We start from the raw sequence: 14,546 nt of genomic DNA, 5'->3' as shown, positions 1-14,546 counted from the left end.
TGGCTTGCCAGGAGTTCATCACCCAGTTGGGTCGCAACTTCCAGGTGATCTACGAGCAGGCCAACCAGCACGGCTCGAAGGTGCAGTCGGCCGGCAGCAACATGGCCAGCACTGACAGCGCCGTTGGGTCCAGCTGGGCCTAAATCGGTTCACGGCGGCGCACTGGTACCCAGTGCCAGTGCGCTCGCCCTGACCGCAGATCGCAAAAACACCCGCCCACGGGATCCGTGGGCGGGTGTTTTTCATTTCATGTTGTTCAGGTGCCGGTTCAGAACCGCCCGCCGCCACCCATGAAGCTTCCGCCCGACGGGCCCCCGGACGAGCTTGACGAGCCGCCGAATGATGTGGGGATCCATCCGCCGCCCAATCCACCCCGCCCGCCTCCGCCGAGCAAGTCGCTGATGATGATCCCCCCGATTAGCGCGCCCGTGTTGTTGCCGCCACGACGGCTGTAAGCGCGTTGAGCCGACTGCACGTCGGCATTGGCCAGTGACTGCGCGTGAGCGGCCCACGCCGAAGCCCCGTTGGCGTAGGCAGTCGCCTCGAGCAGGTTGGTCGTCCGCTTGTCGTGTGCGGCCTGCAGTTGTCGTTGCGCTTCGGCCAGCCGGGTCCGAGCTTCCGGCCCGATGCTGCCGCGACGCGTGTCGATGTACTCAGAGACTGCCCGCACGCGCGACTCGGCGGTGAACAACGCCTGCTCGTACGCACGGTTGAGCCGTTCGGCGGTCGCCTGTTCTTCGGCCAGGGCGGCCAGCCGCCGCGTCAGGTCCGCGTCGGCCCTGGTCAACTTGACGAATGCGCCCAGCGGATCGGCGGACCCAGTGCCGCGGGCGCTCCGGGACCAGTCCAGGGCTGTGACTGCCGCATCGCGCGCCGCGGTCAATTCCTTGACGCGCGGAGACCTGGATTTCGGCGTCCGCTTCAATTGCTCGTTGGCGCGATTGATGTTCGTCTGGAGGTCGGCCATCGTCGAGGGCAGGGTGGCGATGGCGTGCCGGATGTCGCCGGCCGCAGTGTCCACGGCATCGAGCAGCGAACGCGCTTGTCCGAGCGCCGACTCGGCCGCGTGAAAAGCATCCACCAAACCGGTCTGCTCCCCGCTCTCTGCCTGGCCGGCGAGTTCACGGGCTGTGCCGATGTTGCGGTCGGCAAAAGCCATCCGCTCCCTGGCGTCGGTGACATTGCCGGCGACCGGACTCAGTGCCGTATCGTCGAATTCCTTGTGCAGCTTGGCCATCCGCTGTTCCGCAGGGGCAATGCGGCCGGTCAGTTCGACGTACTGCTGGGTCAGCCCGTCGAGCTGGGACGGCGCGTTGATCACCAGATCCCGCAGCTTCTCGAACGCCTCGGTCTGTGACTCGAGCTCGTGGTCGGCGCGCGCCGCAGACACGATCACCCGGATGAGCAACTCGCGGCGCTGTGCGGGTGTCTCGGGCGTGGTGTCGTCCAGCTGCTGGCGCACGTTGAACGCCTGCGCTAGAGCCGCTTTGGCATTGTTCACCGCCTCGGTGAACGGTTGGGTCCGCTCGTTCCCGAACTCGTCGATCGCCAGCGCGAGCTCGTTGGTGCTGGTGCGTAACGCGTTGTCGACGTCCACCACCATCGACCGCGACAGGTCGTCGAGGGCCTGCGGCGGAACGACGGCCAGCGCATTCGCGTCGGTCGGGTCAACCCGCCGCGCGGCGGCTAGAGCGGCGGCCCGCCTTCGCCGGGCGCGGCGGCGCATCACGATCAGCAAGAGCACGACGGCGATGACGATGACGGCCAAAACCACCAGCAGCACAATCCGGCCCGTGTAATCGGGTGGCCTGTTGAGTCCGTTGGCCGCCGCGACCGCCGCACCACTCCAGTCGCCGTTGCGCAGTGCGGGTTCGATCTGTGTGCGGCGCAGGTCGTCGACCTGACTTTCGCTGACGTTCCGAACGGTCGAAGGCACCAAGAACGCATAGGCGCGCCCGGTGCTAGACACCGCCAGTACCGCATCGCTGTCACCCAGGTCGCTGGTGTTGTAGGTGCGCTTCGCCCAGTTCACCGCGGTCAGTCCAGAGAAGTTGTCGACGTAGACCACCCACAGCCGGATGTGGCGATCGGCGTAGAGCTTGTTGACGGCTGACGTCACTGCGGCACGACCGGAATCCGAGAGCAGGCCGGCGTTGTCGGTGACGTACCCCGGCAACCGGAACGGTGGCTGCGCGTCGGCGGACGGCGCCAGCAGCAGCCCGGTGGTAATGACGGCGAGGAACACGCGGCACAAGCGAGCGATGCGCATGGTGGTTAATTTAGCCCTGCGACTTAGGCCTGAGACGATGTCGGACCTCGCTGCCTCCGTCCTGGCAGACTGTGCTGCGGTGACTATGACGGCGATCACGAATCAGCAAGACCCCTACGACGACTTCGACCGTGAGCGACGGGTGCTCGAAGCGCCGAAGACTGCGGGTCTGCCCGGTACCGAAGGCCAGCACCGCACCGACTTCGCCCGGGACCGGGCCCGGGTGCTGCACAGCGCCGCACTGCGCCGATTGGCGGACAAGACGCAGGTCGTCGGACCCCGTGAGGGTGACACTCCGCGCACCCGGCTGACGCACTCGCTGGAGGTGGCCCAGATCGGGCGCGGGATGGCAATCGGGCTGGGCTGCGACCTCGACCTGGTCGAGCTGGCCGGCCTGGCCCACGACATCGGGCACCCGCCGTATGGACACAACGGCGAGCGCGCGCTCGATGAGGTCGCAGCCGTGTATGGCGGTTTCGAGGGCAATGCTCAGAATTTCCGCATCCTGACCAGCCTTGAGCCCAAAGTGCTTGATGAGCAAGGCAATAGCGCGGGACTGAACTTGACTCGCGCATCCCTGGACGCGGTCACCAAGTATCCGTGGACCCGTGGTAAAGAGCGACGCAAGTTCGGCTTTTACGAAGAGGACCGCGAGCCGGCGGCCTGGGTTCGCGCACGCGCGCCGGAAGGCCGGATGTGCCTGGAGGCACAGGTGATGGACTGGGCCGACGATGTCGCATATTCGGTGCATGACGTCGAGGACGGCGTCGTTTCGCAACGCATCGACTTGCGCGTGCTTGCCGACGACGACGAGGCGGCCGCGCTGGCCAAACTGGGGGAGAGCGAATTCTCCCGGGTGAGTGCCGACGATTTCATGGCGGCCGCCCGACGGTTGTCGGGTCTGCCGGTGGTCGCCGCGGTCGGCAAGTACGACGCCACATTGGCAGCGTCGGTCGCGCTCAAGCAGTTGACCAGCGAATTGGTGGGCAGGTTCGCCTCGGCCGCCATTGCCACCACGCGTGCGGCGGCCGGTCCCGGGCCGCTGGTGCGCTACCGGGCCGACTTGCAGGTGCCCGATCTGGTGCGTGCTGAGGTCGCCTTGCTGAAAATCCTGGCGCTGCAGTTCATCATGTCCGACCCGCGGCATCTGGAAACCCAGGCCCGGCAGCGCGAACGTATGCATCAGGTGGCGCATTGGCTGTACTCCGGGGCACCCCGAACCCTCGATCCGGTCTTCGCCGCGGCGTTCATCACCGCGGCCGACGACCGCGCTCGGTTACGGGTCATCGTCGATCAGATCGCCTCCTTTACCGAGGGTCGGCTGGAGCGGATCCAAGCGAGTTAGCTAGCAGACGATAAGCAAGGACAAATCGCTGTTGCGTGAAGCGATTGCGTCTCGCAGGAACCGCGGAAAAGGAAATCGCAGATGACCGTTCTTGATGTTCCCGGGGCTTCCCTCTATTACGAAATTCATGGCAGCGGACCGCTCTTGATGCTGATTCCCGGGGCCAGTGGCACAGCGGAGGGATTCCGCGCCGTGACAACGCACCTGGCCGCCCACTACAGCGTAATTCTCTACGATCGGCGCGGCTTTTCCCGCAGCCGGCTCGACGGTGCGCAGGCTGATTCGCGTCGATTGCAAACCGACGCTGATGACCTGCGGCGCCTGGTTGAAAACCTCGGTAACCAGCCGGCGATTGTGTTCGGCGCCAGTTCGGGCGGGATCGTTGCGTGTGAAGTTCTGGCGCGCCACCCCGCGGTGGTGGACACGCTTGTTCCGTTCGAGCCGCCGGCCGTGCGCTACCTTCCGGACGGGCAGGTTTGGCTTCGGTTTTTTACCGAGGTGTATGAGCTTTACCGGCGCTCCGGGGTTGAACCCGCGCTGGATCTCTTTCGGTCACGCGCCTTCGCCGAGATAGATCGACAGGCCATGGCCCGGGCGATGAGCCTTGACCGCGGCGACCAGGCTCGTGCCAACGTGGTCTATTGGTTCGAGCACGAGCTGCGGCAATATCCGGCGGCGGTACTCGACTGGGATACCCTGGCCACGCACGCTGAGCGGGTGTTGCCGGCGGCCGGAACAGAGTCGCGCGGCTATCCGGCACATCAGGCCGCTCTCGAAGTGAGCATAAGACTTGATCGGCAGCTGACGGAACTGCCCGGCGGCCACCTCGGGTGCATGACTCATGCTGCAGAATTCGCCGTCACACTGATGCGCACTCTCGCGGCCAATCGGTGAATGCCCAGCCTTACCCTGAACACCGCGGTTGCGAGGTGTGGTGTCGGGGACTTCTTACGCATTTCGGCAGTGATGTAAGCCAGAGCAGAAAGGCTGGCGGATTGATCGTAGCGACGGGAGCTAAGCTTCCGGACATGGCCAAGCCCACTGCCGTTGCTGCCCTCTTGCTAACCTTTCCCATCGTCGCCATGACCGCCTGCAGCTCACCTCAGCATGCGAGCAACCAGCCGGGCACTACCCCTCCGGTGAAGAGCGCCGCACCGACGTCGTCAGGCGAGACGACCAGCCCGGCACCCGGTGGCGAATCGCTCAGCGCGCAACTGAAGACGCCTGATGGCCGGGACGTGGCCACGGCCACCTTCGATTTCACCAACGGCTATGTCACCGTCACCGTGAAGACCGTTGCCGCCGGAATCCTGGCACCCGGCTTGCACGGCATGCACGTCCATGAAATCGGCAAATGCGAGCCCAACTCGGTCGCCCCGACCGGCGGCCCGCCCGGCAACTTTTTGTCCGCCGGCGGCCACTACCAGGCGCCCGGACATACCGGAAAGCCCGAAAGCGGCGACCTGACCTCACTTGAAGTCCGCCAGGACGGCTCCGCTTACCTGGTGACCACCACCGACGCGTTCACCAGAGACGATCTGTTGGCAGGTAACAAGACCGCTTTGATGCTGCACGGCACCGAAGGCGGCATGGGAGGCATGCCAGGCATGGCAATGGAACGGATCGCATGCGGCGTCATTGGCCCGGCGAGCTGAACGGGCCGGGGCTTTAGACTGGGCCGATGGCCGGCCGGATCCCCGATCGCGATATCGCCGCCATCCGCGAACGGGTCCGCATCGAAGAGGTCGTCGGTGACTACGTCCAGTTGCGGCGCGCCGGCGCGGATTCGCTGAAAGGCCTGTGCCCCTTCCACAACGAGAAGTCGCCGTCGTTTCACGTCCGGCCCAACCATGGCCACTTCCACTGCTTCGGCTGCGGCGAAGGGGGCGACGTCTACGCGTTCGTCCAGAAGATCGAGCACGTCAGCTTCGTCGAGGCGGTTGAACTGCTCGCCGACCGGATCGGCCACACGATCAACTACTCCGGCCCGGCCACCAGCGTCCAACGCGACCGCGGCAGCCGCAGCAGGCTCATCGCGGCGAACGCGGCGGCCGCAGAGTTCTATGCGGCCGCGCTGGAGTCCGACGAGGCGGCACCGGCGCGCAAGTACCTCACGGAGCGGAATTTCGATGCCGACGCCGCCCGCCATTTCGGCTGCGGATTCGCGCCGTCGGGCTGGGAATCACTCACAAAACATCTGCAGCGCAAGGGTTTTGAGTTCAAAGAGCTGGAGGCTGCGGGCCTGTCCCGGCAGGGTCGGCGCGGCCCGATGGACCGTTTCCACCGTCGGCTGTTGTGGCCGATCCGCACGTCGGCCGGCGAAGTGATCGGGTTCGGGGCGCGGCGGCTGTTCGACGACGACCCGATGGAAGCCAAGTACATCAACACCCCCGAGACACTGCTGTACAAGAAGTCGTCGGTGCTGTTCGGCATCGACTTGGCCAAACGCGATATCGCCAAGGGGCATCAGGCCGTTGTCGTCGAGGGCTACACCGACGTGATGGCGATGCATCTGGCCGGGGTCACCACCGCGGTGGCCTCGTGCGGCACCGCCTTCGGTGACGAGCACCTGGCGATGCTGCGCAGGTTGATGATGGACGACAACTGGTATCGGGGCGAACTCATCTTTGTCTTCGATGGCGACGCGGCTGGGCAGGCAGCGGCCCTGAAGGCATTCGACGGTGACCAGCAGGTCGCCGGAAAGTCGTTCGTCGCGGTCGCCGCGGACGGCATGGATCCATGCGAGCTGCGGCTCAGTTCCGGCGACAACGCGTTGCGGGATCTGGTCGCCCGCCGCAAACCGATGTTCGAATTCGCCATCCGCAGTTTGCTTCCCGACGGAACGGTGCTCGACGACGATCCCCAGGCACGAGTGGATGCGCTGCGCCGGTGTGTTCCCCTGGTCGCCCGGATCAGGGACTATGCCTTGCGCGACGAATATGCGCGACGCCTCGCGGGCTGGACCGGCTGGTCGGACGAGGGGCAGGTGCTGACCCGCGTCCGGGAGGAGGCGAGCCGCCGCGGCGCCCCGGAGCGCGGCAGAAGGCGCGGTGTGCGCGCCGAGCAATCACCGCCTGCGCAATCGCCTGGCGCTGCGGCCGGACCCGCCGTGCCTCGTCCCGACCCGCGCGACCCGACCCTCTGGCCACAGCGCGAGGCACTCAAATCGGCGTTGCAGTACCCGGCGCTGGCCGGCCCGGTGTTCGACTCGCTTACCGTCGAGAGCTTCACTCACCCCGGATATGCGGCCGTGCGTGCCGCCATTGACGCGGCGGGCGGCACGTCGACCGGCGTCAACGGAGCGCAATGGATCGACGCGGTGCGCCAGCAGACCGCATCGGCGCTGACCGCCGGCCTTGTCAACGAGCTGGGGGTGGAGGCGATCCAAGTCGACGACGAGAAGCTGCCGCGCTACATCGGCGGGGTGCTGGCTCGTTTGCAAGAGGTGTGGATGGGCCGGCAGATCGCCGAGGTGAAGTCCAAACTGCAGCGCATGTCGCCGATCGAGCAAGGCGACGAGTATCACGCGCTGTTCGGCGACCTGGTCGCCATGGAGGCCTACCGGCGCAGCCTGTTGGAGCAGGCCAGCGGCGACGATCTGACCGCCTGAGGCGGCGTTAAACCTCAGTTCGCGCTGTTCACCCGGCGCTTGACTGGCTGCGCTACGACGTCGGTCTGGTCGTCGATCTCGGTGAGGGTCACAAACCCCGTATCGGGTGAGATCCGGTTCGCGATCTCCCGACGCCCCCGTTCGATCACCGACTTGGTCACGGGGCTGCTGGTAAGAGCGCGACAGGTGCCAACGATCTGCTCATAACGGCGGCGCCCAGCCTTGGTGCCGAGCACGTAACCCACTCCGAGAACGGCGACATACCCAATCAAATCGGTCCCTCCCGACTAGGCGCGGCTGGTTCCATCCTGCCTCACCGTCCCCGGTCGGCGCGCGGCGGCAGGCGGGCGGGCGCGTCAGCGTTATGCGGTGCCGCTCAGTATTCGGGAGAGCGTGTGCCAGCGGCGGTGGCGATGACGAAACATCATTCGGATGAACAGGCGGGTGGGGGCGCCGCGCCAGCCGTCGTCGGTTTCGATCTCGTCGGTGTAGCGGCAGCTGTCGTCGTCGATGGGTTCGAAAGTCAGGCGGTGATTCCAGGTACGGACTGGTCCGCCGTATTCGTTCGTGAAGATTTCGGTCGGACCCAGTAGCTTGACGGTGAGGTGGTGGGTCCATCCGGGGATCACTCCGAACAGCCAGAATCGTACCGAGCCTTGGGTGCCGACGTCGACGCGATCCGGCACTTCCAAGCGATATACGTGCAGTATCGGACCCAGGACGTACTTCATGAGCTCAGGTTTGCGCGCGAGCGCGCCCGCCATGTCGGCAGGGATGGGCAGCTCGGTAGTTAGGGTCACCTTACTCATACGCTAAATCGTGCCTTCGGCATCACGTGTTGGCAATGCCGGCCGGGTGGCCCCTAGTTGGGCGGGGGCAGGCCAGTACGCTAGAGTCGTCCCGCGATCTGCGCCATCGTTCGCGTGGACCAGACGGTCCCCTGTAGCTCAATTGGCAGAGCATTCGGCTGTTAACCGAAGGGTTGGTGGTTCGAGTCCACCCGGGGGAGCAAGTGTTATCGCAGCTCAGAGAGCGAGTTTCAGGCCGCAGGCCGCGAGGTTCGCGATCGCAGCCCGACCATCAGCCCCGGTAGCCGAGGCGAAATGGGTTGTCGGGAACGACAATTTAGTCAGGCGAAACCGATCGTCGCGGCCGCGCTTGAGCTCGAACGTATACCTCATCGTGTTCTCGATGTGACGGTGGGCACTCAGTCTTGTTGACGTGACGTGAGTGCTGTACGTGCACTCAAGACCGGGCTAGACGACGAGGGTAGTGCCGTTGGTCAGGATGAGGTCGCTGCGTGCCATGCCGGCCTCGCGGCTGCTGGAAGATCGTCGTGGCCGGATTTCGCGGGCACCGTTGTGGCGGTGGCCGCGGGGGCTTGTCGCCGGGGCCGTGTGCGTGCTTGTCGTGGGGGGCGTGTCCGTGGCGCATGCTGCCCCATGGGCCCCCGGCGCGGTCCTGCTCGTCGGCAGCTATCAAGGGATTCCCGGGCAGTACTCGAGCATCCAGGCAGCGGCGGACGCCGCCCGGCCCGGGGACTGGGTGCTCATCGGGCCGGGCGACTACCACGAGACCGGCAATCGCGTTCCCCCCGGGGCCGTCGGCGACGACACGGCGGGGGCCGCCGTGCTCGTGACCACGCCCGGCATCTGGATCCGCGGCATGGACCGCAACGGGGTCGTGCTCGACGGCACCAAGCCGGGGGCGTCTCAGTGCAGCTCTGCGCCGGCCGACCAGGACTTCGGCCCGCTCGGTTCCGGCGGCGCCTCGACGGGTCGAAACGGCCTGATCGTGTTCAAGGCGTCCGGTGTCAGCGTCGAGAACCTGACCGCCTGCAATTTCCTCTCGGGCTCCAATACCCCCGGCGATGAGATCTGGTTCGACGGCGGCGGCTCGAGCGGCACCCAGCAGATCGGAAGCTGGCGCGGCGCGTACCTATCGGCCACCTCGAGCTACTTCGCCGGCGAGAACCAACCGTTCGCTCAGTACGGGATCTATGCCTCCAACACCTACGGGCCGGGGCTATTCACGCAGGTGTACGGGAACAACATGGGCGACGCCGCGTTCTACATCGGCGGCTGCCCGGACTGCAACACGATCCTCGACCACGCCCACGGCCAGAACTCGGCCGAAGGATACTCGGGAACCAATTCCGGCGGCCACCTGATCATCCAGAACTCCGAGTTCGACCACAACTCCATAGGGATCGTCACCAACAGCCAGAACAACGACGACCAACCGTCGCCCCAGTCCGGCCACTGCCCCGGTAACGAGACCGGTCCGACAGGCACCCATTCGTGCTGGCTGGTCACGCACAACTCGGTGCACGACAACAACAACGCAAACACACCCAGCAGCTCCGACGTCGCCGGCGCTCCGGGCGGAACCGGCGTCCTGATCGTCGGAGGCCGGTTCGACACCGTCGATGCCAACGACATCCACGACAACGGCGCGTGGGGCGTGCTGCTGACCCCCGAGGTCGACAACGAGACCTGGATACCGATCGCCCACTGCAAGGGCGGCATCGGCGCGAAGGCGCTGTCGTTCTGCTACTACAACGACTTCGGCAACGAGATCGAGAACAACACGCTGAGCCACAACGGCTTCTTCGGCAACCCGAGAAACGTCGACCTCGCTGAGATTTCAAACCTCGCGTATCCCGGCAACTGCTTCCACGGCAACGTCGCTGCCTCGGGCACGGCCGTCGGTGCCCAGCTCTTTGAGGGCAGCCCACGGGTCACGAGCGCCCCGCCCTTGATCCAGTTCTTCCCCCACGGCATCTGCGGAATCCCGGACAAGGGCAAAGGGATCGTTAGCATCCTCAGTCTGCAGGTCGCCTGCGACTCCGAGGCCCTCGGCAACTGCCCGAAAACCCCCGTCTCGGACTACCCGCGCCGGACGGTGGTCCAGCTGATGCCGCTGCCCCCGCAGCCGAGCATGCCCGATCCTTGCCTGGACGTGCCACGCAACCCGTGGTGCCCCAACAACCCGACCAGCCCACCCCCGTATCCCGTGCCGGGGTCCACCGTTCGCTAGGTCGCTGATAAGCGTTTGATCTGGAATTGTCACCGACTAGCTGAAGTTCGTTCTAAGTCGGAACCACTGCGAGCCCCAAACCCGCCACCGCGATGCCGCCCGAAAGCAGCGCGCCGGCCATCTTTTCCACTGCGCGGTAATGCGACATGGCTCTGAAGCAGGGCCACGGCAGTACAAGAGGACCGGTTCGCTGCCGATCCCAACAACAACGACGTTGTTAACCGCCGATTCGGAGTGTCAACGAAATGACGGTGCCGTTCCCGGCTCAGTCGTCGATCTGCGTCGGTGGGTCTGCGAAGGCGAGACCCCATGGATGCTGGTCAGGACCCATCAAATCGCAGCGCCTGTCGGGCACTAGGTAGGAACTGGCGCCGCTAGCCACCAAGTAGCTAGATACCACGCAACGTTGCCAGGTGCCGTCAGGCTGGACGGGTCCATCGCACTTGCTGATAACGAGTCCTCCGTACTGGCAGCCGGCGCTGGCCGGCGGCGCTGCGGCGATCAGCGCTTCGGCCATCAGCACGGCAGCCAGTCCTCCGACGATGCAGTGCTTCATGGTTGTCTCCCGTCACATCGCCGCTGGTGCGTTGCCGAGTAATTGGGGTGGCAAATACCGTCGACCGCCCAGCCAGTAACCGATGACGCTACCGCTTATGTAACTGGTTTTTGCTGCCTTCAGGTCGTGATCAGAAGCATTGCCACGACTATGAATACCGAAGTGAGCCCACGATTTCTTCAACACCGTCTAGTACCCGAGTTGGATCGCAACGACGAGACCATCGGTGCAACGACAGCGGTGGAAACTGGCGGACTGGGTTGGGTGAAAGCGGCTGAGTAGATGATGCTTGCCGTACAGCAACCTGTACAACGACCCTCAGCGATTGGGACCGCCCCGCTGGACGAGCCAGATGGTTAGCGCGACGGAGGCGACCACGGCGATGCTGAGCACGATGGCGGTTGTCATCGGAATAATCTATCGGGCACGACGCAAAGGGTTGTAGGCCGCCTAGTCGTACTTCGGTTCCCACATGATGTCGCCGACGGCTCGCCCGACGTCGTCATGGGTCATGGTGGCCACCCCGTCTTCGACGGCGGCGTGATACACGGCTTCGGCGACCGTCTTCGAGACCTCGCGTAAGTTCTGCACATCCGGCAACAGCGAATCTCCCGGCTTTTTCGGATTAGCCTGTTGGACAACGGCCTTCGCTGCCGCCTGCAGCATGCCCGGGGTGACCAGCCTGGCTCGGGCAACGATGATGCCCAGCCCGATTCCGGGGAAGACCAAGACGTTGTTGGCCTGGCCGATGGTGTAGGTGGTGCCGTGGTATTCGACGGGCGCGACCGGAGTGCCGGTGGTGATCAGTGCCCCGCCGCGCGACCACTCCACTACGTTGGCCGGCATGGCCTCCATGCGTGAGGTGGGGTTGGACAGCGGGAAGATCATCGGGCGCTCACAGGACGCCGTCATCGCCTCGACGACCTCTCGGGTGAACGCGCCGAATACCGCCGAGGAGCCCAACAGAATGGTTGGTGACGCGAGCTTGATCGCGTCCACCAAGCCCACCCGATCCCCGGGGGCCACACCCAGCTGCTCGCGGCTCTTGGCGTAGGGCACCTGGAAATCGCGAAGGTCGTCCATGTCGTCGAACAGCAGGCCCTGCTTGTCGATCGGCCATATCTGCGACCTGGCCTGCTCGACCGTCGCGCCGTCGGCGACCATCGCGTCACGAATCTGGTCGGCAACGCCGATCCCGGCGGTGCCGGCACCGAAGACGACCGTTTTCTGTTGGCGCAGCGGGATACCGGTGACATGACATCCGCCGTATATGGCTGCCACGACCACCGCGCCGGTTCCCTGCACGTCGTCGTTGAACACGCAGTAGTCGTCTCCATAGGTCTGCAGGATCTTCCGCGCGTTTATCGGCCCGAAGTCCTCGAAATGCAGGATCGCGTGCGGGAAAAGCCGGTGGGCGGTCTCGATGTAGGACCTGATGAACTCGTCGTACTCCGCGCCTCGCCGCCGGGCGTGGCGATTGCCCAGATAGAACGGATCCTGCAGCAGCTGCTCGTTGTCGGTGCCCACGTCAAGTGACACCGCGATGCACCGTCGGGGATCGATTCCGCCGCCCGCGGTGTAGAGCGCCAACTTGCCCACGGCGATTTGGATGCCACCCACACCCCAGTCGCCGATGCCCAGGACCGCTTCGGCGTCGGTGCACACGATCAGGTCGACATCGTCGGGCCCCAGTCCGAACGTCTCGAAGGCTTCGGCGATTTCGTCGGGGGCATCGATGGCCAAAAACAGCCCGCGCTGCCCACGGTATTCATCGGAGAAGCGTTGAATCGCCTCTCCGACGGTCGGCGTGTACACCACCGGCATCAGTTCCGGCAGATGATCGGCGAGCACCTTGTAATACAGCAGCTCGTGACGGTAGTGGAGCTGCTCGAGCAGCAGGTTGCGGCCTAGGTCGGTGGCCATGCTTTGCAGTTGATGCCATACCCGGTCGGCCTGTTGTTCGAGCGTGAGCACGGCCGACGGGAGCCGGCCGGTCAGCCCGAGGGCCCGCCGCTGCTCGTGGGTGAAGCCGACCCCGCGATTGAGACTCGGCGAGGACATTGCAACGGGGATTCGCGGCGTGCATGCTTGGCTATTCATAAGCTCATCACAACCTCCGGCGATGGCTGGGCGTGTCAAAACACCGTACGCCGATCGAGATGAACACACCGTGAAGAGCTGGGCGCAGAGGGACCCTCAGATCGAGAAGTCCTCGCCATGCCACACCCCGGCTTCGGGCGGCCGGATGACGCGTTCGGCCTGTCGGCCGTCACCCTGGCCCTCAAGCCTGGCCACCCTGGTGAGCAGGGATTGCAGGCTGACACCGACGAGGTCAGGCAGCATCGAGTCGTCGGGGCCGCCCGGGCCGGGGTGGCTGCGGCCGATGATCTGTCCGGGAACCCCGACCACCACGGCGCTGGACGGAACCTCTTTGACCACAACGGAGTTGGCGCCGATCCGGCTGTCGTCGCCGATCTTGATCGGACCGAGAACCTTGGCTCCAGCGCCGATGATCACCCGGTCACCGACGGTGGGGTGGCGCTTGCCGGTATCTCTGCCGGTGCCGCCGAGGGTGACGCCGTGGAACAGTGTGACGTCGTCGCCGATTTCCGCGGTTTCCCCGATCACCACGCCGGTCGCGTGATCGATGAACAGGCCGCCACCCAACACCGCGCCGGGATGGATATCGACACCGGTCAGAATGCGGGTGAGCTCCGCAACCACCCGCGCGGCCACCCGGGCGCCGCGGTTCCACAGCCGGTGGCTGATTCGGTGGCCCCAGACCGCGTGCACGCCCGGGTAGGCGAAGATGACCTCCAGCGCTGTCGGGCGGGCCGGATCTCGCTCCCGGGCCACTCGTATGTCGCGCCGTATCGCTGCCAGCATCGCTAGTCGCTCAGTTCGGCGAAAAGCACCGTGCTCAAATACCGTTCGCCGAAGGAGGGGAACACGACGACGATGAGCTTGCCGGCGTTCTCGGGCCGGCGCGCCACCTGCAGTGCGGCGGCCGTGGCGGCGCCCGAGGAGATGCCGACCAGCAGTCCCTCTTCCCGAGCCAGCCGCCGGGCCAGGTCGAGCGATTCTTCATTGCCGACGGTGATGATCTCGTCGACCAGGCCCAGGTCAAGCACCGCAGGGACGAACCCGGCGCCGATGCCCTGGATCGGGTGCGGTCCCTTCTGGCCGCCGGACAGCACAGGCGACGCCGCCGGCTCTACCGCGACGAACTGCACCGATGGCTTGCGTTCCTTGATGACCTGGGCGACACCGGTGATGGTGCCGCCGGTCCCGACTCCTGAAACGAAGATGTCGACCTTGCCGTCGGTGTCCTTCCACACTTCTTCCGCCGTGGTGACGGCGTGGACGGCTGGGTTCGCCGGATTCTCGAACTGTTGAGGTATGAAATAGCGGTCGTCTGTTTTGGCCAGTTCCTCGGCCTTGGCGATGGCGCCCGGCATGCCTTCGGCGCCCGGGGTGAGGACGAGCTCGGCACCGTACGCGCGCAGCAGCATCCGCCGCTCGGTGCTCATCGTGTCCGGCATGGTCAGCACGCACTTGTAGCCGCGCGCGGCGGCTACCATCGCCAGCGCGATGCCGGTGTTGCCGCTGGTCGGCTCGAGAATGATCGTGTCCGGTTTGATGAGCCCCGCCTGCTCGGCCGCGTCGATCATGGCAACGCCGATGCGGTCCTTCACGCTGTTCGCCGGATTGAAGAATTCCAGCTTGG

12 protein-coding genes, 1 tRNA gene and 1 pseudogene are annotated in these 14,546 nt (G+C 65.5%); 7 read left to right on the top strand and 7 right to left on the bottom strand.

The window, feature by feature from the left end:
• Positions 1-143, top strand: a pseudogene (locus tag ACLP9N_RS32020) (type VII secretion protein EsxI); the annotation flags it as partial.
• A 125-nt stretch (positions 144-268) separates the two neighbouring features.
• On the opposite strand, the gene ACLP9N_RS32015 reads toward ACLP9N_RS32020, so the two are convergent.
• Positions 269-2,269: a TPM domain-containing protein gene (locus ACLP9N_RS32015; protein WP_442411151.1), complete on the bottom strand. Its 2,001-nt coding sequence runs from the start codon at positions 2,267-2,269 to the stop codon at positions 269-271.
• Between the two features lie 85 nt (positions 2,270-2,354).
• Between ACLP9N_RS32015 and ACLP9N_RS32010 the strand changes: the two genes are divergently transcribed.
• From ACLP9N_RS32010 to dnaG, 4 genes are all read left to right on the top strand, one after another.
• Complete coding sequence (locus ACLP9N_RS32010) at positions 2,355-3,614, top strand: deoxyguanosinetriphosphate triphosphohydrolase (RefSeq protein ID WP_442411152.1); 1,260 nt, start codon at positions 2,355-2,357, stop codon at positions 3,612-3,614.
• An 81-nt stretch (positions 3,615-3,695) separates the two neighbouring features.
• Complete coding sequence (locus tag ACLP9N_RS32005; RefSeq protein ID WP_442411150.1) at positions 3,696-4,508, top strand: alpha/beta hydrolase; 813 nt, start codon at positions 3,696-3,698, stop codon at positions 4,506-4,508.
• A gap of 134 nt (positions 4,509-4,642) precedes the next feature.
• A complete protein-coding gene (gene sodC, locus ACLP9N_RS32000; RefSeq protein WP_442411149.1) occupies positions 4,643-5,269 on the top strand; it encodes a superoxide dismutase[Cu-Zn] in 627 nt (208 codons plus the stop codon).
• Positions 5,270-5,295: 26 nt separating this feature from the next.
• Positions 5,296-7,224, top strand: coding sequence for a DNA primase (gene dnaG, locus ACLP9N_RS31995; protein WP_442411148.1), 1,929 nt, complete (start codon positions 5,296-5,298; stop codon positions 7,222-7,224).
• A gap of 14 nt (positions 7,225-7,238) precedes the next feature.
• On the opposite strand, the gene ACLP9N_RS31990 is transcribed toward dnaG, so the two are convergent.
• A complete protein-coding gene (locus ACLP9N_RS31990) occupies positions 7,239-7,496 on the bottom strand; it encodes a hypothetical protein (protein ID WP_442411147.1) in 258 nt (85 codons plus the stop codon).
• Between the two features lie 90 nt (positions 7,497-7,586).
• The gene (locus ACLP9N_RS31985) at positions 7,587-8,033 is read right to left on the bottom strand and encodes a hypothetical protein (protein WP_442411146.1); all 447 of its coding nucleotides are present in this window, start codon (positions 8,031-8,033) and stop codon (positions 7,587-7,589) included.
• A 127-nt stretch (positions 8,034-8,160) separates the two neighbouring features.
• Between ACLP9N_RS31985 and ACLP9N_RS31980 the strand changes: the two genes are divergently transcribed.
• Positions 8,161-8,233, top strand: a tRNA-Asn gene (locus ACLP9N_RS31980).
• Between the two features lie 278 nt (positions 8,234-8,511).
• Complete coding sequence (locus ACLP9N_RS31975) at positions 8,512-10,263, top strand: hypothetical protein (protein ID WP_442411145.1); 1,752 nt, start codon at positions 8,512-8,514, stop codon at positions 10,261-10,263.
• A gap of 265 nt (positions 10,264-10,528) precedes the next feature.
• On the opposite strand, the gene ACLP9N_RS31970 is transcribed toward ACLP9N_RS31975, so the two are convergent.
• The 4 genes from ACLP9N_RS31970 to cysK all read right to left on the bottom strand — a co-directional run.
• Positions 10,529-10,819 (bottom strand): CDGP domain-containing protein, encoded by a 291-nt coding sequence (locus ACLP9N_RS31970; RefSeq protein WP_442411144.1) that lies wholly within the window; start codon positions 10,817-10,819, stop codon positions 10,529-10,531.
• Positions 10,820-11,269: 450 nt separating this feature from the next.
• Positions 11,270-12,919 carry an NAD-dependent malic enzyme gene (locus ACLP9N_RS31965; protein WP_442411143.1) on the bottom strand — a complete coding sequence of 550 codons (1,650 nt, stop codon included), beginning with the start codon at positions 12,917-12,919 and terminating at the stop codon, positions 11,270-11,272.
• A gap of 96 nt (positions 12,920-13,015) precedes the next feature.
• Entirely contained in the window at positions 13,016-13,705 is a 690-nt protein-coding gene (cysE, locus tag ACLP9N_RS31960) for a serine O-acetyltransferase (RefSeq protein WP_442411142.1), read from the bottom strand.
• A 2-nt stretch (positions 13,706-13,707) separates the two neighbouring features.
• Positions 13,708-14,546, bottom strand: an 839-nt coding sequence (gene cysK / locus ACLP9N_RS31955; RefSeq protein ID WP_442411141.1) for a cysteine synthase A, incomplete at its 5' end; no start/stop codon positions are given.

Origin of the sequence: Mycobacterium sp., from assembly GCF_052144515.1 — a bacterium.
Taxonomy (GTDB): Bacteria; Actinomycetota; Actinomycetes; order Mycobacteriales; family Mycobacteriaceae; genus Mycobacterium.
This window is presented reverse-complemented; position numbering and strand designations above follow the sequence as displayed.

Excerpts from the sequence above, each read along its gene's own strand:
- ACLP9N_RS32015 (WP_442411151.1), bottom strand. The coding sequence starts at position 2,269 with ATGCGCATCGCTCGCTTGTGCCGCGTGTTCCTCGCCGTCATTACCACC.
- ACLP9N_RS31970 (WP_442411144.1), bottom strand. The coding sequence starts at position 10,819 with ATGAAGCACTGCATCGTCGGAGGACTGGCTGCCGTGCTGATGGCCGAA.
- ACLP9N_RS31975 (WP_442411145.1), top strand. The coding sequence starts at position 8,512 with ATGAGGTCGCTGCGTGCCATGCCGGCCTCGCGGCTGCTGGAAGATCGT.
- ACLP9N_RS31985 (WP_442411146.1), bottom strand. The coding sequence starts at position 8,033 with ATGAGTAAGGTGACCCTAACTACCGAGCTGCCCATCCCTGCCGACATG.
- ACLP9N_RS32010 (WP_442411152.1), top strand. The coding sequence starts at position 2,355 with ATGACGGCGATCACGAATCAGCAAGACCCCTACGACGACTTCGACCGT.
- cysE (WP_442411142.1), bottom strand. The coding sequence starts at position 13,705 with ATGCTGGCAGCGATACGGCGCGACATACGAGTGGCCCGGGAGCGAGAT.
- ACLP9N_RS31965 (WP_442411143.1), bottom strand. The coding sequence starts at position 12,919 with ATGAATAGCCAAGCATGCACGCCGCGAATCCCCGTTGCAATGTCCTCG.
- dnaG (WP_442411148.1), top strand. The coding sequence starts at position 5,296 with ATGGCCGGCCGGATCCCCGATCGCGATATCGCCGCCATCCGCGAACGG.
- ACLP9N_RS32005 (WP_442411150.1), top strand. The coding sequence starts at position 3,696 with ATGACCGTTCTTGATGTTCCCGGGGCTTCCCTCTATTACGAAATTCAT.
- sodC (WP_442411149.1), top strand. The coding sequence starts at position 4,643 with ATGGCCAAGCCCACTGCCGTTGCTGCCCTCTTGCTAACCTTTCCCATC.